Below are 22,049 nucleotides of genomic sequence, written 5' to 3' on the forward strand. Positions count from 1 at the left end.
GAGCCGATCAGAGTTCCGCGACGATGGTGCAGTTGATGATTCCGCACGTCTCGCGGACGGGACCGGTGCAGCCCGTGGCGGGTTCCAACGCCGCCGCCCGGCCACCGATGATGCCGTTCAATTCGCTCTCGTCGAGCTCGGTCAGCGCCCTGCCGGAGGGGCTCTCGGGAAGGGAGGCCCGCTCGTCGGCGGAGAGGCTGGCGCGGAACGCGGGATCCTTCCAGGCGCGGATGATCAATTCCTTCTTCATGGTGTCTTCTCCAGGGTGGGAAAGCGCCTTTGGGGCGCGGCTTGGAGGGGTGGAGTGGGAGGGCCTTTCTTTGTGACGAAAAGCACAGCGCCACCGGCGGCCGAGGCTCACCGGTGGCGCTGGAGGTGCCGGCTCAGAGGGAGTCCCTCAGATCGTCGGGGGACACTCGGCGCCCGTCTGGCAGGCCACGATGCCGCAGGAGTTGAGGGTGCAGTTCCACGACGGGGCGGCGCAGCGGCCGAAGGTATCGACCGAGTACTGCTGACCCTTCCTCACGCCGCCACTGACCTCGGTCAGCTCGCTCTCGTCGAGCTCGGTCATCGACCTTCCCGAGGGAGACTCGGGGAGGGACGCGCGCTCCTCGGGGGAAAGACTGGCGCGGAACGTCGGGTCCTTCCAGGCGCGGATGATCAATTCCTTCTTCATGTGCTTCCTCCAGGGGTTGATGCCAGCCATCGAGGGCTGGCAATTGGATGGAGCACGTCGCGGTGGCGCGTGACGGCCTCACGCCATGGTCATTCCAGCCGCCCCGTCTTCTGCACCTGGGCGCGCACCAGCTCCGCGTAGATGCCGCCGCGCAGGAGCAGCTCCTGGTGCTTGCCGGACTCCACCAGCCGGCCCTCGTCCATGACGAGGATGACGTCCGCGTCCACCACGGTGCTCAGCCGGTGGGCGATGACGACGCGCGTGCACTGGAGCGATGCGAGGGATTGCTGCACCCGGGCCTCGGTGATGGCATCCAGGGAGCTGGTGGCCTCGTCCAGCAGCAGCACCGCGGGCCTCTGCATCAGCGCCCGGGCCAGCGCGAGCCGCTGCCGCTGCCCACCCGAGAGCGATGCGCCCCGGTCCACCAGGGGCGTGTCGTAGGTCATGGGCATGCCCATGATGTCGCCATGGAGCTGGGCGAGCCGGGCGGCCTCGAGGACGGGCTCCAACGGGGCGGCCGGGTCGCTGATGGCGATGTTGCCACGCAGCGTGGAGCTGAAGAAGGTCGGCTCCTGCGGCACCACGCCCATCTGGCCGCGCACCGAGTGCAGATCCAACTCCGCCAGGTCTTCCCCATCGAAGAGCACGCGCCCGGAGGTGGGCAGGTACAGGCCGAGCAACAGGTTGGCCAGGGTCGTCTTCCCCGCGCCCGAGCGGCCAACGATGGCCACGGACTGGCCGGGCTCGATGCACAGCGACACGTCCTGCACCACCAGCGGCGAGGTGCTCGCGTAGCGGAACGACACCCGGTCCAGCTCGATGCCGCCCTTGAGCTTCGCCTGCCGGCCGGGCTTCGCCGGGTCGCGCTCGGGCGGGGTGTCCAGCACGTCGTCGATGCGCTCGATGTAGCTGCGCAGCAGCTGGAGCTGCGAGCCGGTGGTGACGAGATTGCCCAGTGGCACGAGCAACGCCCCGGCCAGCGCGGTGAGCCCCATCATGGTGCCCAGCGTCATGGTCCCCGCGAGCACCTGGAGGGCGCCGAAGGTGAGCAACAGCAGCGGGGCCACCAGCTTCAGCGTCCCGGTGAGCGCGTCCACCCACGCCGACAGCCGGCCCCGCTTCAGCGACACGTTGAGCACGTTGACGAAGCTCTCCGAGAACTTCTGCACCGCCTGGTGCTCCACGCCGAAGGCCTTCAGCGTCTGGATGCCGGTGAGCATTTCAATCTGGTAGCTCTGGTTCTTCGCCTCGACCTCCAGGTTCTCCGACATGAGCGCGCGCTGGCGCTGCGTGGAGAGCAGGAGGATGAGGATCTGCAGGCTGCCGAGCCCCAGGACGATGAGCGCCATGGACGGGCTGATGATGAACAGCAGCACGAGGTAGATGACCACCAGGGCGCCATCGAGCAGGGCGGAGAGCGTGCTGGAGGAGAGAATCTCTCGCACGGTGGTGTTGCTGTTGAGCCGCTGCATCAGGTCGCCCGCGGCTCGCACCTGGAAGAAGGCATAGGACAGACCCACCATGTGCTCCAGGAAGCCGAGCGTCATGTTCGAGTCCATGCGCGTGCGCAGCTCGAGCAGCAGATGGCTGCGGATGAGCGAGGTGAGCAGCTGGAAGCCGGCGAGCGAGATGAAGCCCAGGCCCACCACCAGCAGCAGTTGCTTGTCCCCCCGAGGCACCACCCGGTCGATGATCAGCCCCGTGAGCGCCGGCACCGCGAGCGCGAAGACCTGGAGGATGAGCGAGACGACGATGATGCGATGGAGCACGTGCGACTGCTGGAGCACCTGCAGCGCGTACCTCGCGGCGGATTTGGCCTTGGGCTTCTTGCCCGTCTCGAAGTTCTCCCCCGGCTCGAGCAGCAGGGCCACGCCCGTGAAGGACTGGCGGAAGCGCTCCAGCGACACCTTGCGCCGGCCATGGCCCGGATCGAGCAGGTGCACGCCATCGCGCCCCAGCTTCTCGAAGACGACGAAGTGCGAGAACTGCCAGTGCAGGATGGTGCCCGCGGGCAGATAGGCGAGGGCCTCTTCGTCCACCGAGACACCGCGCCCGCGCAGCCCGAAGGTGCGGGCCGTGCGCAGGATGTCGAGCGCCGACACGCCATCGCGGGCCGCGCCCATCGCCTGACGCACCTCCTCCAGACGCACCGGCTTGCCGTGGTAGCCGAGCACCATGGCCAGACACGCGGCACCGCACTCGATCTCCGAGAGCTGACGCACGATGGGGATCCGGCGCTCGCGGCCCTTCACGCGCAGGTTGCGGAACGCGGGGAAACGCTCCGTGAGCCCCGGATGCCGAACAGCCTCAGTCCTCATGTCCCAATGCTCCCTTCAGTCCTGGAATGAGCGTGACGAGGATGCGCTCGGTGCGCACGCGTGCCTCAGCCTGGGCCAGCATCCCGTCGAAGTAGTTGAACGTCTTTCCCTTGAGCGTGAACGTCGGCGAGTCGATGCGCGCCCTCACCAACACCATCGGCCCCGACAGCTGCACCGCGTCGCCGCTGTCCGGCCCGAGGTAGCGCCGTACCTCCGTGGGTCCAATCACCTGGTCTCCCACGGACTCGATCTTGAACGTCTGGTATTCGTGGCTGAAGCCGTTGAGCTCCACGCGCAGCGGCTTGCCCGGCTCGAGCCTCGGCCGGTAGCCGCCGGGCAGCAGCGCCACCAGCGTCACGTGCACGTCGTCGCCCACCACGGAGACCACGTTCTCGCCCGGGTTGACGTACTGGCCCTGCCTCACGCGCAGCGCACTCACCACTCCCGCGTGCGGCGCCGTCAACGTGCGCGCCTGCTGCCGCGCCTGCGCCAGCTCCCGCTCGGCGCGCAGCGAGGTGAGGGCCTGGCGCGCGGACTCGTCCGATGGATCTTGCAGCACCCGGACGAGCTGCAGCTCGAACTCGCGTTGGATGCGCTCGAGCGTGGCCGTCTCCTCCTGCGAGAGGAAGCTCACCAACGGCTGCCCGGCCTCCACCCGCTGCCCGGGCTTCACGTTCACCGAGGCGACGATGCCCGGCTGCTGGGGCGTGAGATCGCTGCGGCCCTCGACCTTCACCACCGCGGGGCCCGAGGCGTACTCGGGGATGGTGCCGAGCAGCGAGTAGACGCCCGCGCAGAGGACCAGGGCGATCAGCACCCAGTACGTCCACCGGGTCCATTGCGGAGAGATGCGGAGGAGATCTCCCTCGTCCTGCGAGCCCTCGTGATGACGCAGGGCCTCCTCGCGGAAGATGCGGGTGCGTTGACTGGCTTCCATGTTCAAGGCGTGGCCCCCGAGGGCTCCGAGCCGCCCGTGCCCTGGCTCCCGAGCAACTGCGTGGGGCCCGGACGGACGTGGACGACCATGCCGGAGGAGAGCTCGGAGGGCGGTGTCTGGTTGAAGGTGGCGGTGGCGAAGACGAGGCGCGCGGCGGAATCCACCTCGGGCGCGATGCTCTCCACGATGGCCGGGAGCGACAGGGCGCGCTGAAGGACGTTCACCTCCAGGGGCGCCCCCTGCTGGAGATTCCGCGCGGAGTCCTCGGGCACGGCGAAGCGCACCTTCCAGCCACCGGTGCCCAGCAGCTTGAGCACGGGCTGCCCCGCGGCCAGGCGCGCTCCGGGGCTGGTGAGCTTCGCGGCCACCACCCCATCGAAGGGCGCCACCAGCGTGGCATCCTCGAGGTTCTGCCGCAGCTCGGCCGCCTGCGCCTGGCGCTGGAGCGTCGTCGCCCGGGCCGCCTGCAGGCGGGCGTTGGCGGTGCTCTCCTCGTAGCGCACCCTGTCCAGCTCCTCCTGGGAATAGACGCCCAGCTGCAGCGAACGCGGGGTGAAGTAGCGGACCTTCTTCGCACGGGCCTCGGAGAGGGCGAGCGAGGCGGCGCGCTCCTCGGCGCGCGAGCCCTGGAGGGTGGCCTCGGCGGCGGCCAGCTGCTCCTGCAGCGAGCGCGTGTCGAGCCGGGCGAGCACCTGGCCCGCGTGCACGGACTGGCCGACCTCGACCTCGAGCTTGTCCAGCCGCGAGTCGAAGCGGGAGCTCACCTGCACGGAGTCATTGGGAATGACAACGCCGAGGAAGGGCTCGCTACCCTCCGAGCGGGAAGCGGCACCATCAACCACCACCGGGGCGGGCGATGGGCCACTTCCACTCGTATTCTCATGGGAGCTCGCGAGGGCGGGTGCGGCAGCCCCCATGCTCCCCAGGCAGGCCAATCCCCATCCCACTGCCGTCATCCGCACCCAACGACGCATCCCGTGTCTCCCCGTGGCAGGTCCCACACGGGGTGATACGGCGCAGCGGCGTTGTGACGATTTATCGAGGAGTCGTGTGATGCCGGAGAAGCGAGCCCGCCCGCCCGCTCGTGAGACGGACGGCTCGTCAACCCGGCATGCACGCCTCGCGGCACTCGTGGGCTACGGCACCGTCAGCGCGCGCAGCAGGGCCACGTCCGAGCGGGGCGGCTGCACCCGGAGCAGCAGCGTGGTGCCCGAGCTCGCCGAGCGCAGCACCTCCGCCGCCTCGGCGGCGCTCGTCACCTTGCGGTTGCCCACCTGGCGCAGAAGGGCCCCCGGCGGAATGTCCGCGCGCTCCGCCGGGCTTCCCGGCTCGACCGCCGCCACGCGGGCCCCGTTGCCCTCGGGGTCATCCATCAGCCGCAGGCCCAGCCGCTGCTGAGCCGGTGCCGTGCTCTCGTCGCGCGGCATCACCTGGGGCTCTCCCTCGAGCGCCGGCCTCGTGCCGAGCGTCACCTGCAGCTCCAGCGGCTTGCCCTCGCGCAGCACGTGCACCTTCACCCGGCTGTCCGGCTGCAGCAGGCCCACCGTGCGCGTCAGCGTGCCCGCGGACGTGATCGGTTTGCCTTCCACCTCGGTGATGACGTCGTCGTCGCGCAGGCCCGCCTTCGCGCCCGGGCTGCCCGGGTTCACGTTGGCGATGAGCGCGCCTTTGTCGACGTCCAGCCCCAGCGCCTTGCCCAGGTCCGGCGTCAGGTCCTGCACCGACAGGCCCAGCCAGCCGCGGCGCACCACGCCCGACTTCTCCAGCTGCGGCAGCAGCGAGCGGATGAGGTTGCTCGGCACCGCGAAGCCGATGCCCGTGGCGTCGCGGATGATCGCGGTGTTCATCCCGATGACCTCGCCCTTCAGGTTGAAGAGCGGGCCGCCCGAGTTGCCCGGGTTGATGGCCGCGTCCGTCTGGAGGAAGTCGTCGTACGGGCCCGAGTGGATGTCCCGGGCACGCGCCGAGAGGATGCCGCTGCTCACGCTCGAGGCCAGGCCGAACGGGTTGCCGATGGCCACCAGGAAGTCACCCACTCGCGTGGCGTCCGAGTCGCCGAGCGCCACGAAGGGCAGTCCCTTCGGCGCGCCCTCGAGCCGCAGCAGCGCCACGTCCGTGAGCGGATCCCTCCCGAGCACCTCGGCGTCGAAGGCCCGCCCGTCGTCGAGCTTCACGCGCACGTGCTCGGCGCCCTCCACCACGTGGTTGTTGGTGAGCACCGTGCCCCGGTCATCGATGAGGAAGCCCGAGCCGAGTCCCTGCTGCACGGGGCCCCGCGGCTCGCCCCGGGGCTGGCCCTGGAATGGGAGGCCGAAGCGCTCGGCCAGACCGGGCGGGAAGGGGAGGTCTCCCCGCGTCGCGATGCGCGGGCGCGACTGCACCTCCACGTTGACGACGGCGCCCTTCACCGACTCGACGAGTGGGGCGAGTGAGCCCGAGGTGGGCACCGACACCTCGGGCACGGACACGGGTACGGCCGCGGACGCGGTGGCGGCCGCCACGGGCGCGCTCGCCGGCTGGGATGCCGGGGGCGCGGGTAGCGGCGTGCCATTCGCCTGTCCGCAGGCGGCCAGCGCCATGCAGGACAGGAGGAGGAAGCCGCGTACGGAGCTGCGAGAACGGATGGGAGAGGACACGGTTGCTCCTTTCCGCCGGGCTCGAACGCCCGGCCGGGGGTTCGTGCGAGAGCCGTTTTGCAGACCTCGCGCCAATGCGGGTCCTACGGCTCGTGCTGGCCTCCACTACAAGCAAGCGAGAGGTTTATTTCCCTCGAAGAACGCGTCCGGGGTGCCTTCGCGCCCCGTGCGAGGCCGGGGGGGTACTCGGGGCGGAATGCCCCAGACAGGGCTTCGTTGGGGCAATCCGCCCTTCCCAGGCCCGGGGGACGGTATGTCTGCCATGGGCCCGCCCTCGGGAGGCCCTGGCACGGAGCCTGCTTCAGATGGAACTCAAACCACGATCAGGAGGTGGGTTTGGAGCTGGAGAACCGGCCGTTGAGGGTGCTGCTCGCGGAGGATCAGGCCGAGATGCGAGCGCTCCTGTGCGGCATGCTGGCGCGCGAGGGGTACGAGGTGGTGGTCGCCCAGGATGGACCGGGGCTCATCAAGACCCTCATCGCCGGACTCACCGAAGACGGGGCGCCCTGGGTTCCGGATCTCATCATCTCCGATGTGCGGATGCCGGGGTTCTCGGGCGTGGAGGTGCTTGCCCGCCTGCGCCGCGACTCGTGGGCCACGCCCGTGCTGCTCATCACCGCGTTCGGCGATGACGAGCTGCGCGAGCAGGTGGAGCGTCTCGGGGCCGCGCGGGTGCTCGACAAGCCTTTCGAGCTCGAGCAACTGAAGGAACTGGCGCGCGAGATGATCCTCCTGCACTGAGTGCGGGCCATGTCCTCATGAGGCGCGGATGAATCCCAGACGAGTCCTTACCGCGCTGCTGCCCGGGGTGTTGCTGGTGACGGCGGTGTGGGTGCTCCACCGGGAGGTGGCCGCGTTCCACTGGAGTGACGTGGCCGCGGGGATTGGCTCCCTTCCAGGCTCGCGCCTCGCGTTGGCCGTGTTCGTCACGGCCGTCAACTACGCGCTGCTGACGCTGTATGACGTCCTGGCGCTCGGGTACGTGGAGCAGCGGCTGCCCTATGCGCGCGTGGGCATGGCCTCCTTCATCGCCTACGCCTTCGGCAACAACGTCGGGGTGGCGATGCTGAGCTCGGCCTCGGTGCGCTACCGCCTGTACTCCGCCTGGGGCCTGTCCGCGCGAGACATCACCCGCGTGGCCGTCTTCTGTGGCCTCACCCTCTGGCTGGGCCTGCTCGCCACCGGAGGCCTCGCCTTCGCCGTGACGCCGGTGGAGGTGCGAGGCCTGTCCCTGTTGCCCGTGGGCGCGCTGCGCGTGCTGGGGCTCTTCCTGCTGCTGCTCGCGGTGGGCTACGTCGGCGTGTGTGCCCGCTGGCGTCAGCCGCTCACCGTGCGCGGGATGCCGGTGTCCCTGCCCTCGCCGCGCATGGCCCTGGCGCAGCTCGCCGTGTCGGGCGCGGACTGGCTGCTCGCCGCGCTGGTGCTCTTCCTGCTGTTGCCCCCGGAGGCCGGCGTGTCGCTTCCGGTGTTCATCGCGCTCTTCATGCTCGGCCAGGTGGCCGGGCTCGTCAGTCAGGTTCCCGGAGGTCTCGGCGTGTTCGAGTCCATCATCCTCGCGGCCCTCTCGCCGCGCATCCCCACACCCACGGTGCTCGGCGTGCTCGTGGCCTACCGGGCCATCTACTACCTCGCGCCCTTCGTCATGGCCTCGCTGCTCCTGGGCGGCAACGAGCTGGCGCACCGGCGCGAGCAGGTGACGCGCCTGCTCAAGGGCGCCCGATCCTCCTTCGGCACGGTGGTGCCACTGGTGGCCGCCACTGGCGCCGTGCTCGCGGGCACCATCCTGCTCTTCTCCGGCGCGACGCCCACCGAGCAGGATCGGCTCCTCGTCCTCAAGCGGCTGCTGCCCCTGTCGCTCGTCGAGCTGTCCCACCTGCTGGGCAGCCTCGTGGGGGTGTCGCTGCTGCTGCTCGGGCGGGGCCTGCAGCGCCGGCTGGACGCGGCCTATGTGCTGGCCATGGGGCTGCTGGTGAGCGGCGGCGTGCTGTCGCTGGTGAAGGGCATCGACTACGAGGAGGCCACGCTGCTCTTCGCGCTGGCGCTCGCGCTCGGGCCGTTCCGCGAGCAGTTCTACCGGCGCACCTCGCTCTTCGCCGAGCGCTTCAGCCCGCCGTGGTTGATGGCCATCGCCGCCGTGGTGGGCGCCTCGGTGTGGCTCGGCTTCTTCTCCTACCGGCACGTCGACTACAGCGGCGACCTGTGGTGGCGCTTCACCTTCGAGGGGGACGCACCGCGCTTCCTGCGCGCCTCGGTGGGCGTGGTGGGCGTGGTGCTGGTGTATGGCGTGGCGCGGTTGCTCGCGCCCTCGTCCCCGCGGTTGCCGCCTCCCAGCGAGGCACAGCTGGCGCGGGCCCGGCCCCTGGTGGCGCGCTCGCCCGAGTCCACCAGCCACCTGGCCCTGGTGGGCGACAAGACGCTCCTCTTCAACGAGAAGGACACGGCCTTCCTCATGTACGGCGTGTCCGGGCGCACGTGGGTGGCCATGGGCGACCCCGTGGGCACGCAGGAGGAGGGCACGGAGCTGGCCTGGCGCTTCCGCGAGCTCGTGGACGCGCACCACGGCTGGACGTGCTTCTACCAGGTGGGGCCCTCGTCGCTGCCGCGCTACCTGGACCTGGGGCTGGCGCTGCTCAAGCTGGGCGAGGAGGCCACGGTGCCGCTCGGCGACTTCCGCCTGGACGTCCCCGAGCGCCGGGGCCTGCGCCACGCCCACCGCAAGATGGAGAAGGAGGGCCTGAGCTTCGAGGTGGTGCCACGCGAGGCCGTGCTGGAGCTGCTGCCCCGGTTGCGGAACATCTCCGATATGTGGCTCGGGGAGAAGCACACGCGCGAGAAGGGCTTCTCGCTGGGCTACTTCTCCGAGCGCTACATGAAGGAAGGGCCGGTGGCGGTGGTGCGCCAGCAGGGCGAGTTGCTGGGCTTCGCCAACCTCTGGGCGCCCGGGACGAAGGTGGAGCTGTCGGTGGACCTGATGCGCTACCTGCCGGGGGCCCCGCGCGGCGCCATGGAGTACCTCTTCACCTCGCTGATGCTGTGGGGACACGAGCAGGGCTACCAGCGCTTCAACCTGGGCATGGCGCCCTTTTCCGGCTTCGAGTCACACAGCCTCGCGCCGCTCTGGCACCGGATGGGCTCGTTCGTCTTCGGCCACGGCGAGCACTTCTACAACTTCCAGGGGCTGCGGCAGTTCAAGGAGAAGTTCCACCCGGTCTGGACGCCGCGCTACCTGGCGGCGCCCGGGGGGCTGGCGCTCCCGCGGGTGTTGGCGGGCATCGCCGCGCTGGTGTCGCGCGGCATCACCGGGGTGGTGACGCGATGAAGCTCGGGAGCCTGGCCGTCATGGCGTGCATGCTGCTCGCGTCCTCCGCCGGGGCGGCCGCGGGCGAGTCGCTCTCCTTCGGCCGCTTCGGACGGGTGGCGGTGGTGCGGCCCCAGGGCGCGCCGCGCGACGTCGTCCTCTTCCTGTCGGGTGAGGGCGGCTGGGCCGCGGGCGAGCAGGAGCTGGCCCGGGCGCTGGCGGCGAAGGGGACGCTGGTGCTGGGGGTGGACAGCTTCGCGTATTTCACCGCGCTGGGCATGGACAAGCGCTGTGGCTACCCCGCGGGAGACCTGGAGTCGCTGAGCCAGTTCGCCCAGAAGAAGTTCGCCCTGCCCGAGTACCTGCACCCGGTGCTGGTGGGCCAGTCCTCGGGGGCGAAGCTGGCGTACGCGAGCCTCCTGCAGGCGCCCGTGGGCACCTTCCGGGGCCTGGTGGCCCTGGGCTTCGCGCCAGAAGTGCGCATGGCGGGCAGGTTCTGCAAGGGCAGTGGGCTCGAGCGCCAGCGGACGGCGGATGGCAGGGCGGAGCGGCTGCTGCCGGTGAGGGAGCTGCCCGCGCCGGTGCGCTTGCTGGTGGGGGCGAAGGACACGGTGACGCCCCCCGAGCGCACCCGCGCCTTCGCCGAGGGCATGCAGGGCGTCACGGTGGAGGGGGTGCCCGGCGCCGGGCATGTGCTGTCGCCCGCGGCCCCCTGGAAGGACGCGCTCCTCGAGGCCGAGGCCGAGGTGCTGAAGCTGTCCGAGCCTCCGCCCCCCATCACCACCACCCAGGCCCCGGACGGGAGCGCCCTGGTGGACGTGTCGGACCTCCCGCTCGTGGAGGTGCCCGCACAGAAGGAGGCGGGCGAGGCCCTGGCGGTGCTGCTCACCGGGGACGGGGGCTGGGCGGGAATCGACAAGGAGGTGGCCGCGACGCTGGCCGCCGAGGGCGTGCCGGTGGTGGGCCTGGACTCGCTGCGCTACTTCTGGAAGCGGCGCACCCCCGAGGAGACGGCGGGGGACCTGGCCCGCCTCCTCGCCCACTACCTGCCGGCCTGGGGGAAGAAGCGCGTGGTGCTGGTGGGCTACTCGCGCGGCGCGGATGTGCTCCCGTCCGTGGTGGCCCGGCTTTCCCCCGAGCAGCGCCAGCCGGTGCGCTCGCTGGCCCTCATCGCCGCCAGCCAGGAGGCGGAGCTGGAGATCCACGTGATGGACCTGGTGGGCGGCGGTGGGGGAGAGCCCGTACTGCCCGAGGTGAAGGCCCTGGGCGGGCTTCCCCTCGTCTGTATCTACGGCAGTGACGAGGCCGGCGAGAGCCTCTGCCCGCTGCTCACGGACGTGCCCGGCGCGAAATCCGTGATGCTCAAAGGAGGTCACCACTTCGGAGGGGACTACGCCGCCGTGGGGCGGGCCATCCTGGAGCCGCTGCGGGAGGGGCACGGGCTGTAGCGGAAAGCCACAGTGTGGCGTTTCTCCCTGCCCCACGGACTGGTCAGACTGTTCGGGGATGTTTAGTCATTCCGGGCGTGTTCGTGCTATGGCGCGGCGCGCTTTGGGCGGCACGGCGTATGCTCATGAGGGCAGCCGGTCGCTACGGAGGACTGAGCCGTCATGGAAGCCAGCGCAGTGTTGAGCCAGAACAGGGAGTCGAGGGCGGGGCGGGCAGGGTTCTGGAGCGAGCCGCGGAGGCGTACGGTCGTGTTCCAGGGCCAGGTGCTGCTCATCGAGAACCTGAAGGAGCGTCGCCAGGTGATGTGCGACATGCTCGCGCAGGAGCGCTTCCAGGTGGGCGTGGTCGAGGACGCGCGCGATGCCGTCCAGCTGCTCGCCGGGGACCTCTTCTCGGCGCAGGTGCCGGAGCTCGTCATCTGCAACGCGCGGGTGCTGGGCGATGCCGGCCTGGAGACGCTCGCGCGCTGGTGCGCCCACCACCCGGACGTGCCCGTCATCCTCTACGCCGCCTTCACCAGTCCGAAGTTGCGCGAGCGCATGGCGCGCATCCCCGGCGCCTGCGTGCTCGAGCCGTCCTCGGACCTGGAGGATCTGCGCTCGGCGGCCCTGTCCCTGGCCACCTCGCGCCAGACGGGCCTCTGACCCGCTGTTGTTCCTCCCAGGCGTGGGAATGACCAGGCTCCGGAGGGGATGCGCTCCCCCCAGGGCCTTCGTCGTTCATGGGGGAACCGCCACGCCCGTGAGGGTGATGGAGCGCGGACCGTCCTCGCTCAGCACCAGCGTGACGTCACCGAGAGGCTCGTCCTGGCCCGCCTCAACCTCGACCACCACCATCACCGATTGCTTTGGCGGGATGGCCGACGCCTGCCAGAGCCTCATGCCTCGCGGCCGCTTGCCCCTGGTATCCACCAGCGTCGCACCCGTTGCCGTCCAGGGCTCCGTGTCAGAGTTCCGCAGCCACACCTCCACCGCGACCCGTTCGTCGGAGCGATAGCTGGTGCCCCTGGCCACGGAGAGGGAGCCCTCGGTGTACCCGACGAGCTCGCTTCTGAAGTGCTCGATACGGATTCCGTTCCGGCTCATCGTCCCGCTGGCGATGAGCCTCCGTAACCCAGCCGGGTCTCCGCACCCGGCACGAAATTGCTCGAATTGGTACCGGAGTTGCTCGAGCTCGCCTTGGAGTTGCTGATTCTTCGCGTGCTCCTGCTCCACCTCATGCAGGAGGGACTCCCGGGTGCGCTTGTCGCGATACACCTCCACCTGATGTGTCGCCTGTCCTGAGTGGAGCACCAGTACGAAGCTGACGCTCACACCCTCGTCATATCGAGCCGTGAGACGGAGACGTTCCCCGGGGACCATGTCCTCGGCAGGCATGATGCCAATGCTGGTGCGGCTGCGGCCTCGCGTGACTTCCGCGAAGCGCACCTCGTCCTGCAACTCCACCTGGACCGGGGTGTCGAAGATGAACCCCGTCAACAGACCGGGACTGACGCAGATCTCCCGCGTGCCGGGCTCCCGTGACAATTCAATGCGCTGAACGTCCTGGCAGGTGGCTGCGGCGTGCGGGCGCACGACACCGGGGGACCCTTGAAGCAGTGCCAGGACCAGAAGGGAGAGAGGGGAGGTGGGGAGCACGGAGAACGGTCTCCTGGGCCTGGCTCAACGAAAGCGTTCAACCACTTTGACGGTGATGCTGGTGAGGACGTTGGGCCGCTCGGGCGAGCCCCCGCGCTCCGGTCGTACGCCCAGGCCGTCCATGCCCAGTACCAGGCACACGGGGAAGGTTTCACCCGTGGGGAGCTGAACCTGGGTGAAGCGACCGTAGACCCGCCCCTTCACCGGAAAGAGCTCCCCCGAGATCAACGAACCGAGCGGGAGCTCTCTCCAGGTCCCCAGGATCTCCGCTTCCACTGGCCCCCGTGTCATGGGCCTCGCCTCCACCACGTGCTGGTCGTTGATCGGGGTGATGAGCGCCCCATGTATCTGGCCATTGAAGAAACCGAGCCGCTCGTGCGTCGCCTGCGCTCCGGGCGGACAATCCTCCGGGGGAGGCGGGCGCAGCTGCGGGCCGCTCGCGCAGGCGGAGCCGACAGTGCAGCCGGCGGCAACCAGGGTGCGGAGTGTCTTGGAGGTCTTCATCGGTGGGTTCTCGCTGTGCGTCGCGCTGGCGACGGGCGCGGGGGTGGGTGACTTCCGAGGTTCCGCGCCGGGCCCAACGTCTCCCGTCACCTGGGCGGGCGCCACTTCCTGGCGAGGACTGGCCTGCTGCGATGGAGACGGGAGCCGCGACCCCCAGCGTTGGGCGAGCACGGCGAACACCCCCACGGCAGCGACAAGAACGAGCCCCACGAGCCACCCTCGCGAGCGGGCCTGGGCTCCAGGTGCAGCGGGGGCGGGCGATGGGCTCTTGTCGCGACGGCCCTCCAAGAAGAACGGCGCGCGCCAGGATCTGTCGGCTTGGGCCCACTCCGCGGCCAGGGCCGCCGCGAGCGCCTTCGCATCCGCGTACCGGGCCTCGGGCTCCTTCTCCAGCATCCGCATGCACACCTCCCCGAGAGCCCGTGGCACGCGCGGGTTGAGCTCATGGGGGGCAGGGGGGGTCTCCTCGAGGACGGCACGCACCATCCCGGAGTCGTGCCGATCCCCGAAGGGAAGGGTGCGTGTCAGCAACTCGTAGGTGATGACGCCCAGCGCCCACAGGTCATCCGCTGGCGTGAAGGGGTAGGGCTCGCCCTCCCACTGGCGTGCGAAGCGCCACGCCTCGGGGCTGCGGTACTCCGCGGTGCCGGGAGGGAGCAGCCGTGTCAGGCGCGGCGCTCCCTCGAGGCCCGCCGCGCCGAAGTCCACCAGCACCGGCTGCCCGTCCGCCTCGCGCACGAGGATGTTGGCGTCCTTGAGGTCGCGGTGCACGACCCCGGCCGCGTGAACGTCCGCCAGAGTGAGGGCCAACGGCAACAGCACCTGCATCACTAGCTCGAGCGCGGAGAGATTCTCTTCCCGCGCCCACTGGTCCAGCGGGCGGCCCTCGACCCACTCCAGGGCCAGCACCAGGAAGCGGGGCTGCTCCTCGGGCCAGAAGCCATAGCCGTGGAAGCTCACCACGTTCGGGTGCCGCATCAGCCGTAGGGCTTCTACTTCCCGGTCTCCCCGTGGCTCCATGGGCACCAGCTTGAGGGCGAAGGGCCGTCCCCCCCGCCTCGCCCGGTACACCGTGCCGAAGCTGCCCGAGGCGAGCAGCCTCTCGAGGGTGAAGCCAGCCACCTCCGTTCCGGGAGCCAACCCCCAGGGCAACTCGTCCCTGGCCTGTCCGCTGCTTCCGTCGAGCATCTGGCCCGCCTCCGAAAACCCTGGAGGCTACCAGAGGGATGGTGGAGGGCCCCGGACGTATTGGGTTGGGTGGGTGGTGGGTGAGCAGGCCCGACGGCGCTCCTACGAGGTGCGCGCGCATCCGGTTGCTCTTGGGTCACCATCCTCCAAATGGCCGTTGGGGGCGGTGGTGGATGGCCGCCCATTGGCGGATCTGGCCGGTGGGTGGAAGACACCTCACCTCCAGCATGTCCGAGGAGTCCCGCGATTATCAGGCCCAGGTGACGAGTGCTCCGAAGCGCTGGTGTTACGAGGTCTGCCGCGACGGTGAGTGCGTGCAGTACGACGGATACGACCCAAAGACAGACACACTGCTGGAAGCCAAGGGGCTTGGGTACGACCAGTGGTTTGATGGGAAGCTTGACGCCCTTTTCAATTTCAAGGGCTTGAAGAGTTTGAGGGTACAAGCGGAGAAGCAGACACGGTTGGCGGGAGGGTCGCGCGTCCGCTGGCACGTGGCCGAGCCCCGGATGGTCGCCATTTTCCGGAAGCTGTTCGGGAAGTGGAATACCACGAGTATAGAAGTGGAGTACACGCAGCCCCAGCCTTGAGCCCAGACGCATGAACGAGAGCTATTACGCAGCCGCCTATTGGGGCCGCCGCCCGGAGTCGGCCCAGGAGTGCGCGCGGCGTGCGGAGACCTTCTTCCGCATGCTGTCCGCTTGCCACCCCGACTACGCCCGTTGGTACGAAAAGCACAATTCGGTCAAGCGTGCGCTCCAGCTCCAGTTCGAGCCCACCTACGACACCTTCGTGCGCTTCTTCAGCAAGAAGAAGCACCAGGAGGGACGGGACGGTTTCATGTTCGGTGCTTGGACGGGCCATGTGCGGGTGAACCAGACAAACCGGGAGGGGGGAATGGTGACGTTCCATTGTGGTTCTCTCGCTGAGGTGGCTCCGAACAACCTTCTTCTCTACTACCCCTCGGAAGGACCCGGGCGGGACCGTCTGCTCACCCTCCCGGTGCTCACCGGGGTGATGCGCGCCATGGTGCGGGCCTGGGAGCCGGACTGGGCCGTCGCCGCCTCCGATGATTTCCGCGATGCTTTGTCCCAGACAGGGCGTGCCGGCACCTTCGTGGGCTGGCTGACGTACTTCTCGCGCCAGTGGGGCGAGGTGCCAGCGGCCCTGCCGGAGCCGGTGCGCGTCGAGCCGGTGGAGGACAAGGGCTCGCTCGTCGTCCTCGGCCCCGAGCCCATCTTCGCGGCCCATCCCGAGCACCTCGCCCTGGGCCGTCGCGTCCAGCAGTCCTTCGAGGAGCGCGGCCTGCTCAGGCCAGTCGTCGAGCAGCCGCCTCGTGCTCCAGGGGGAACGTAGGGCCGAGCTCGCCCGACATGAGGCAGCAGCGGCATGAAGTGCTCGCTGAGCGCATACGCTTCGTGAGCGCGGGTCCGCGTCTCCGCCTCACGGGCGCGGGACGAGCCGCACCGAGGGCGCCTTGAAGGTGGCGGTGACGGGCCGGCCCTCGGCGAGCCCCAGCTCTTCACGAGAGAAGCGCGTCACCCGCGCCACCAGCGGAAAGCCCGCGTCGAGCGCCACGCGCACCAGGGCTCCCTCGGGGGAGACGGACACCACCGTGCAGGCCAGCCGGTTGCGCGCACTGGTGGGCGCGGCCTCGGGAGGGCCCAGCGTGACGTCCTCCGCGCGAAGGCAGACGAAAACCGCGTCGCCTCCCTGCTCGGGCGCCAGGGCGATGAGCTGATGCGGGCCCACCGCCACCGTGGCCAGCCCCTCCTCGCGCCGCAGCACCGTGCCCGGCAGCACCGTCTCAATCCCCGTCATCCTCGCCACCGCGAGCTCCGCCGGGTGGTTGAAGACGTCGGCCACCGGCCCCACCTGGCACACCCGGCCACCCTCCATGGCCACCAGGTCATCCCCGAGCGCCAGCGCCTCCAACCGGTCATGCGTCACCACCACCGTGGGCACCCCCAGCTCTCGCAAGAGCCGCCGCAGCTCGCCCCGGAGCTGCTCGCGCGAGGGCGCATCCAACGCGGACAGGGGCTCGTCCAGCAGCAACAGGCGCGGACGGATGGCGAGCGCCCGGGCCAGCGCCACCCGCTGCTGCTGCCCGCCGGAGAGCTCCCGCGGCCTGCGCCCCTCCAGCCCCTCCAACTGCAGCAGCCTGAAGAGGGAGCGCGAGCGCTCGTGGCGCTCGGCCTCGGGCAGGTGGGCCAGGCCGTATTGCACATTCTGTGCGGCGGTGAGGTGGGGGAAGAGGGCGTAGTCCTGGAAGAGCAACCCCACGCGCCGTTGCTGGGGCGGGAGGAAGACGCGGGCCCCGGTGTCACACCAGGGCTCGCCGTGGAAGAGGACGCGGCCTTGCTCGGGCCTGTCGAGCCCCGCGAGGCACCGCAGCACTGTCGTCTTGCCCGCGCCCGAGGGGCCGAACAGCACGGCGACCCGGCCGGGCGTGGCGGGCAGCTCCAGGGAGGCCCGCACGGTGGGGCCTCCGCGGAAGCGCTTCTCCAGGTCGACTACGAGCGTGCCGGCCATGAAGTCCACACCCTGCGTTGGAGCCCGTAGGTGAAGGCCAGCACGACGAACGAGAAGACGAGCAGCACCAGCGCCGTCCTGCTCGCGGACGCGTAGTCGAGCGCCTGCACCGAGTCGTAGATGGAGATGGAGGCCGTGCGCGTGCGGCCCTCGAGGTTGCCGCCCACCATGAGCACCACGCCGAACTCGCCCAGCGTGTGCGCGAACGTCAGCACCATGCCGGAGAGGACGCCGGTGGCGGACAGGGGCAGCACCACGCGCACGAACGTCTGGAAGCGCGACACGCCCAGGCACCACGAGGCCTCCACGAGGCGGCGATCCACCCCCGCCAGCGCGGCGGTGAAGGGCTGCACGGCGAAGGGCAGGCTGTAGAGCACCGAGGCCAGCAGCAGGCCCTGGAAGCTGAAGGGGAGGGTGTGTCCGGCAAGGGACTCGAACACCTGCCCCAGCGGGCTGCGCGGGCCGAGCACCCGCAGCAGGTAGAAGCCCAGCACGGTGGGGGGCAGCACCAGCGGCAGCGCGACCACGGCCTCCACGAGGAACTTCCACCGCCAGCGCGAGGAGGCCAGCCACCAGGCGATGGGCAGCCCCACGCCCAGGAGGATGAGCGTCGTCCACGCGGCGAGCCGCAGGCTCAACAGGATGGCGGCCTGGTCCACCCGTCACTCTCCCGGCAGGAAGAAGCCGTGGCGCTCGAGGAGCGCCTTGCCCTCGGCGCCGAGCAGGAAGTCGCGGAACTGCCGGGCCAGCTCCGGATCCTCGGCCCGCTTGAGGATGGCGCCGCCCTGCTCCATGCGAGGGTAGGCGTCCAGCGGCACCTCCCAATAGCGGCCCTGGTCCTTCATGGCCGGGGCGAGCGCGAGCGACAGTGCGATGATGCCCACGTCCGCGGAGCCGCTCTGCACGAACTGCGCGGTCTGCGCGATGTTCTCCCCGAGCACCAGCTTGTCCTTCACGGCGTCGTAGACCCCCTTGCTCTTCATCGCGGCCTCGGCGGCGCGGCCGTAGGGGGCGTGCTGGGGGTTGGCGATGGCGATGCGTTTGGCCGCGGGCTCGCGCAGGGCGTCCATGCCGCGCTGCTCCACGGGCAGGGGCGAGCCCTTCGGCACCCACACCACGAGCCGGCCCACCGCATAGGAGAACACGTCATCGGACAGCAGGCCCTGCTCGGCCAGCTTGCGCGGATAGGCCGCGTCCGCCGAGAGGAAGAGATCGAAGGGCGCGCCGTTGGAGATCTGCGCGAGGAAGTTGCCCGACGAGCCATAGGTGACCTGCACCTGGGCGCCGGGGTGCTTCGCGCGGAACTCCTTCAGCAGCTCATCCAGCGCGAACTTCAGGTCCGACGCCGCGGCGATGGTCAGCGTCCGCTGGCGCGGGGGCCCGGAGGAGGGCGCACCTCCCGGACCGGCGGACGGCTCGGAGCCGCGCAGGCCGGCCACGATGCCCGCTCCCACGATGAGCAGCACGCCCGCGGCGAGCGCCCCCTTCACGATGGCCTTCATTGCGACCCTTCCCGCGACGGAACCACGAAAGTCCGCAGCTTAACGGGACCTGTGGGCCGGTGGCGGCGGAAGAGAGGCCGCGCGGGACCGTGAGCCATGTCACGTGACTGACACGGGGCCTGGAGTTTTTCCCAGGTGCCCCCGGGAGACGCTGAAAGAACTCCTGTTTTTCGGCCCGGGGTGGACCGGACGGAGACGAGGAGTGAAGACAGGCCCAGCCCGGAGAGATCGGCCAACCCACTGATTTCCCGAAAGAAAGGAACGGGAGGCCCGAGGCGCCCCGGGGTACGGGCCGAGTGTCCGGAGCCCGGCACGCTTCTAGCTTTGTCGAAGCTTCGCGATGGCACACAAGAAGACTCGGAAAATCGGAGCGGAAGTGTGGACGATGTGGCTGCCCCCGCTGGGCATCGTGTCCCTGCTGGGCGCGCACCTGCTGGCCGCGGTGCTCGGCCTGTACTCGGCGGCTCCGCGCGTCACGGTGGTGCGGCCCGCCACGGGCGCGGCTCTGAATGGGGCGCTCGAGATCGCCGTGCAGGCCGATGATGGGCCCACGGGCTCGGGGGTGCGCAGCGTGGAGTACCAGCTCGACTCCACCACGGGCGCGTGGACGCCGCTGGCCCTGGACAAGGCCTCAATGACATACACGGGCAGCACGCGGACCGCCTCCGTGACGGATGGCGACCATGCGCTCTACATCCGCGCCACGGATTACACCGGCAACCTCCGGACCGTGTACCTCACGGTGAAGGTCGTCCGTCCCCCCGCCGGGCCCACCGAGTCCCCCGAGCGCGAGCCCTCGAGGGAAGAGCCGCACTCCTGGACGCAGTTGCAGGCGGCACTTCTCCGCAAGTGAGCGGGGCCACCGCCAATCCATACACTCCGTGAAAAGTCTTTCCGAGGCCCGGTGCGCCGCGTGAGCGCGCCGGGCTTCTGTATTTTCGCCAGACCGCACCGCGGACAGGCCGCTTCACGTCCTGAATCGGCCAGTTGCCCCTGCTGCAGAGGCCGCAACGGCACGGCAGGGGTCTGTAGCTTTTGCCGGATTCCACACGGCGCGACGGAAAGAACTTCCGGATTGTCGCCTGGGCGTGCGAGCCGCTCGGACCCGGGGTTGGCAAAAGGGGCAGGCATGCGGGCAGGCAACTCCTTGGATTCCCAAAGGAAAGGATTCCGGTAATCCCCCGGCCCTACGGGGTAGCCCGAGTGTTCAGGGGACGGCACGAATCTCGCTTTGCCCGGTGCCCGACAGCGTTCTCCCCCCCGGGTGGGCTTTCGCGGTGCCCGGGTGACGACGTGCCCTGTGTCTCAGTGAGTGTCGTAGCGCGCCGGTGACGGGCCTCGGGCCCGCCTCCGCCAGGGCCGTGCCTTGTCCGCAGCAGCCGTACCCCCCCCACACCCTGGATGGAGTTGCGCATGCATTGGAGGCATAGGTCGGCGGTACACGTGTCGTTTTCCCTCGCGGCCCTCGCGGTGTCCTTCGTGGGCTCGCCCGCGAACGCGTTGCTCGGCTTGGACTCGACCCCGCCGAGCGTCAGCATCCTCAAGCCGTCCAACGGCGCGGCCGTCAGTGGCCAGGTGGCCCTCGAGGCCAGCGCGGATGATGGGCTGTTGGGCTCGGGCGTGAGCCGGGTGGAGTACCAGGTGGACACGGCCGATGGCGCCTGGACGGCGCTGTCCGGCAGCCTGCTGTCGACGACGTACCGCGGCACCTGGAGCTCCGTGGCCGTGGCGGATGGAAGCCACAGCCTCTATGTGCGCGCCACGGACGGAGAGGGCAACCAGCGGCTGGTGTACACGGTGGTGGTGGTGGGCAATCCCCCCGCCACGCCCACGGGGGTGACGGCGACGGCCCCGGCCGCCCCGAGCAATGGTGGCTACGTGGACCTCTCCTGGAGCGCCAATGGCGAGGCCGACCTGGCGGGCTACGCCGTGTACCGGAGCACGACGTCCGGTGGCCCGTACGCGAAGGTGGCCAGTGCCTCGGTGGCCTTCTACCGGGACTCGGGGCTGAGCAACGGTACGCGCTACTACTATGTGGTGACGTCGCTGGACGCGGCGGGCAACGAGTCGCCGCGCTCGGCCCAGGTCTCCGCCACGCCCACGGACACCCGCGCTCCGGTGGCGAGCGCCGTGGCCGCCGCGCCCTCGGGGACGACGGCCGCGGACATCACCTGGAACACGGATGAGCTGGCGAGCTCGCAGGTGGAGTACGGCACCACCACGGTGCTGGGCTCCTCGACGGCGGTGGACGCGGCCCGGACGGCCAGCCACCGCGTGCGCCTCTCGGGCCTGCAGCCGAGCACGACGTACTACTACCGGGTGCGCTCGGTGGACGCGGCCGGCAATCCGGGTGTCTCCCCCGTGCAGTCGTTCTTCACCGGCGTGGACCTGGCACCCACGGTGGGCATCGTGAACGTGGCCAACGGGGCCGTGCTCCAGGCGCCCCTCACCCTGCAGGTCCAGGCGTCGGATGACTTCGGCGTCTCCAGGGCCGAGTACACGGTGGATGGGCTCGTCTGGAACGCCCTGGGCTTCAACACCCTGAGCGGCTACTACGAGGCGCGCCTCGACACGAACACCGTGGAGGAGGGCGCGCACAAGCTGGGCGCTCGCGCCACCGACGCGGCGCAGCACACGGTGCAGACCGCCATCGACGTGCGCGTGGACCGCAATGCGCCCACCGTGGACATGCTCTCGCCGGTGGTGGACGCGCACCTGGAGTCGGGGCTCTCGCACCTGTTTCAGGTGGCCGCGGAGGATCTGGGCTCGGGTGTGGCGGCCATGGACTGGCAGCTCTACCCGGTGCCGTTCGGCGTGGCGCTCGAGGCGGCGCCGGAGCCGGACCCCGCCGCCTGGCAGCCGCTCCCGCTCAACCCCCAGTCGGGCAAGTACGAGACGAACTGGCTGGCCCCGGTGGTGGTGACCGAGCAGATCATCTACGTGTACGCGCGCGCCACCGACGGGCTCGGCAAGACGACCACCTTCGTCCGGGAGGCCGTCGTCCTCCAGTTCGGCGCCGACTTCCAGTTCACCGGCTCGGCGGGCCAGGACGTGTCTGGAACCGTCAGCATCGAACCCATCGGCGCCAACGGTGGCAACCGGATTGGCCTCGAGGTGGTGGGCCGCTTCCTGACGCCGGGAGGCCGTTACCGGGTGACGGTGACGGGAGAGGGCGCCACGCACTCGGCGGAGCTCATCGCGGACGCGCGAGGCCGTGGCACGGCGGCGGTGGAGACAGACACCCCCATGACGGATGAGTTCGCCGCCACGGTGACGGTCTCCGGCCCCGGCTTCTGAGCGAGGGGCAACCCCGCCTCGAACACTTGCAGCACCGGGCCAGGGACTGTCTCCCCGGACATCCCTGGCCCGCCC

At 70.1% G+C, this 22,049-nt stretch carries 19 protein-coding genes; 8 read left to right on the forward strand and 11 right to left on the reverse strand.

The features are described 5' to 3' along the window. Positions 1–7: 7 nt before the first annotated feature. The 6 genes from ACJ8AN_RS24890 to ACJ8AN_RS24915 form a co-directional block, all read right to left on the reverse strand. On the reverse strand, positions 8–250 hold the full coding sequence (locus tag ACJ8AN_RS24890) for a mersacidin/lichenicidin family type 2 lantibiotic (protein WP_407757944.1): 243 nt from the start codon (positions 248–250) through the stop codon (positions 8–10). A gap of 147 nt (positions 251–397) precedes the next feature. After that, complete coding sequence (locus ACJ8AN_RS24895) at positions 398–676, reverse strand: mersacidin/lichenicidin family type 2 lantibiotic (protein WP_407757945.1); 279 nt, start codon at positions 674–676, stop codon at positions 398–400. An 89-nt stretch (positions 677–765) separates the two neighbouring features. Continuing rightward, the gene (locus ACJ8AN_RS24900) at positions 766–2,994 is read right to left on the reverse strand and encodes a peptidase domain-containing ABC transporter (RefSeq protein ID WP_407757946.1); all 2,229 of its coding nucleotides are present in this window, start codon (positions 2,992–2,994) and stop codon (positions 766–768) included. After that, positions 2,984–3,931 carry an efflux RND transporter periplasmic adaptor subunit gene (locus tag ACJ8AN_RS24905; RefSeq protein ID WP_407757947.1) on the reverse strand — a complete coding sequence of 316 codons (948 nt, stop codon included), beginning with the start codon at positions 3,929–3,931 and terminating at the stop codon, positions 2,984–2,986. The genes ACJ8AN_RS24900 and ACJ8AN_RS24905 overlap by 11 nt, the downstream gene beginning before the upstream one ends. Positions 3,932–3,933: 2 nt before the next feature. Then, positions 3,934–4,905: an efflux RND transporter periplasmic adaptor subunit gene (locus ACJ8AN_RS24910; RefSeq protein ID WP_407757948.1), complete on the reverse strand. Its 972-nt coding sequence runs from the start codon at positions 4,903–4,905 to the stop codon at positions 3,934–3,936. A 162-nt stretch (positions 4,906–5,067) separates the two neighbouring features. Continuing rightward, on the reverse strand, positions 5,068–6,567 hold the full coding sequence (locus ACJ8AN_RS24915) for a trypsin-like peptidase domain-containing protein (protein ID WP_407757949.1): 1,500 nt from the start codon (positions 6,565–6,567) through the stop codon (positions 5,068–5,070). Positions 6,568–6,897: 330 nt separating this feature from the next. On the opposite strand from ACJ8AN_RS24915, the gene ACJ8AN_RS24920 reads away from it, so the two are divergent. The 4 genes from ACJ8AN_RS24920 to ACJ8AN_RS24935 all read left to right on the forward strand — a co-directional run bounded on the left by ACJ8AN_RS24920 (position 6,898) and on the right by ACJ8AN_RS24935 (position 11,958). Beyond that, positions 6,898–7,308 carry a response regulator gene (locus ACJ8AN_RS24920; RefSeq protein WP_407757950.1) on the forward strand — a complete coding sequence of 137 codons (411 nt, stop codon included), beginning with the start codon at positions 6,898–6,900 and terminating at the stop codon, positions 7,306–7,308. Between the two features lie 28 nt (positions 7,309–7,336). Continuing rightward, a complete protein-coding gene (gene mprF / locus ACJ8AN_RS24925; protein ID WP_407757951.1) occupies positions 7,337–9,886 on the forward strand; it encodes a bifunctional lysylphosphatidylglycerol flippase/synthetase MprF in 2,550 nt (849 codons plus the stop codon). Then, on the forward strand, positions 9,883–11,313 hold the full coding sequence (locus ACJ8AN_RS24930; RefSeq protein ID WP_407757952.1) for an AcvB/VirJ family lysyl-phosphatidylglycerol hydrolase: 1,431 nt from the start codon (positions 9,883–9,885) through the stop codon (positions 11,311–11,313). Before mprF ends, ACJ8AN_RS24930 begins: the two co-directional genes overlap by 4 nt. Before the next feature lie 249 nt (positions 11,314–11,562). Continuing rightward, positions 11,563–11,958: a response regulator gene (locus ACJ8AN_RS24935; RefSeq protein WP_407757953.1), complete on the forward strand. Its 396-nt coding sequence runs from the start codon at positions 11,563–11,565 to the stop codon at positions 11,956–11,958. 75 nt (positions 11,959–12,033) lie between these two features. On the opposite strand, the gene ACJ8AN_RS24940 is transcribed toward ACJ8AN_RS24935, so the two are convergent. Both ACJ8AN_RS24940 and ACJ8AN_RS24945 read right to left on the reverse strand, forming a co-directional pair. Then, entirely contained in the window at positions 12,034–12,951 is a 918-nt protein-coding gene (locus tag ACJ8AN_RS24940) for a DUF2381 family protein (RefSeq protein ID WP_407757954.1), read from the reverse strand. Between the two features lie 24 nt (positions 12,952–12,975). After that, complete coding sequence (locus ACJ8AN_RS24945; protein ID WP_407757955.1) at positions 12,976–14,643, reverse strand: serine/threonine-protein kinase; 1,668 nt, start codon at positions 14,641–14,643, stop codon at positions 12,976–12,978. A 227-nt stretch (positions 14,644–14,870) separates the two neighbouring features. On the opposite strand from ACJ8AN_RS24945, the gene ACJ8AN_RS24950 reads away from it, so the two are divergent. After that, positions 14,871–15,233: a Tox-REase-5 domain-containing protein gene (locus ACJ8AN_RS24950; protein ID WP_407757956.1), complete on the forward strand. Its 363-nt coding sequence runs from the start codon at positions 14,871–14,873 to the stop codon at positions 15,231–15,233. 10 nt (positions 15,234–15,243) lie between these two features. After that, on the forward strand, positions 15,244–15,999 hold the full coding sequence (locus ACJ8AN_RS24955) for an immunity 52 family protein (protein WP_407757957.1): 756 nt from the start codon (positions 15,244–15,246) through the stop codon (positions 15,997–15,999). Positions 16,000–16,086: 87 nt separating this feature from the next. On the opposite strand, the gene ACJ8AN_RS24960 is transcribed toward ACJ8AN_RS24955, so the two are convergent. From ACJ8AN_RS24960 to modA, 3 genes are read right to left on the reverse strand one after another with little or no spacing between them, the layout of a single operon-like run. Further along, positions 16,087–17,175 carry an ABC transporter ATP-binding protein gene (locus tag ACJ8AN_RS24960; protein WP_407757958.1) on the reverse strand — a complete coding sequence of 363 codons (1,089 nt, stop codon included), beginning with the start codon at positions 17,173–17,175 and terminating at the stop codon, positions 16,087–16,089. Beyond that, positions 17,157–17,834, reverse strand: coding sequence for a molybdate ABC transporter permease subunit (modB, locus tag ACJ8AN_RS24965; RefSeq protein ID WP_407757959.1), 678 nt, complete (start codon positions 17,832–17,834; stop codon positions 17,157–17,159). Before modB ends, ACJ8AN_RS24960 begins: the two co-directional genes overlap by 19 nt. Before the next feature lie 3 nt (positions 17,835–17,837). Then, entirely contained in the window at positions 17,838–18,677 is an 840-nt protein-coding gene (modA, locus tag ACJ8AN_RS24970; protein ID WP_407757960.1) for a molybdate ABC transporter substrate-binding protein, read from the reverse strand. A 385-nt stretch (positions 18,678–19,062) separates the two neighbouring features. Between modA and ACJ8AN_RS24975 the strand changes: the two genes are divergently transcribed. Together ACJ8AN_RS24975 and ACJ8AN_RS24980 are read left to right on the forward strand one after the other, a co-directional pair. Further along, positions 19,063–19,530 carry an Ig-like domain-containing protein gene (locus ACJ8AN_RS24975; protein WP_407757961.1) on the forward strand — a complete coding sequence of 156 codons (468 nt, stop codon included), beginning with the start codon at positions 19,063–19,065 and terminating at the stop codon, positions 19,528–19,530. A 590-nt stretch (positions 19,531–20,120) separates the two neighbouring features. Continuing rightward, complete coding sequence (locus tag ACJ8AN_RS24980; protein ID WP_407757962.1) at positions 20,121–21,974, forward strand: fibronectin type III domain-containing protein; 1,854 nt, start codon at positions 20,121–20,123, stop codon at positions 21,972–21,974. The last annotated feature ends 75 nt before the right edge of the window (positions 21,975–22,049 follow it).

Source organism: Archangium sp. (assembly GCF_045802675.1).
Lineage (GTDB): Bacteria > Myxococcota > Myxococcia > Myxococcales > Myxococcaceae > Archangium.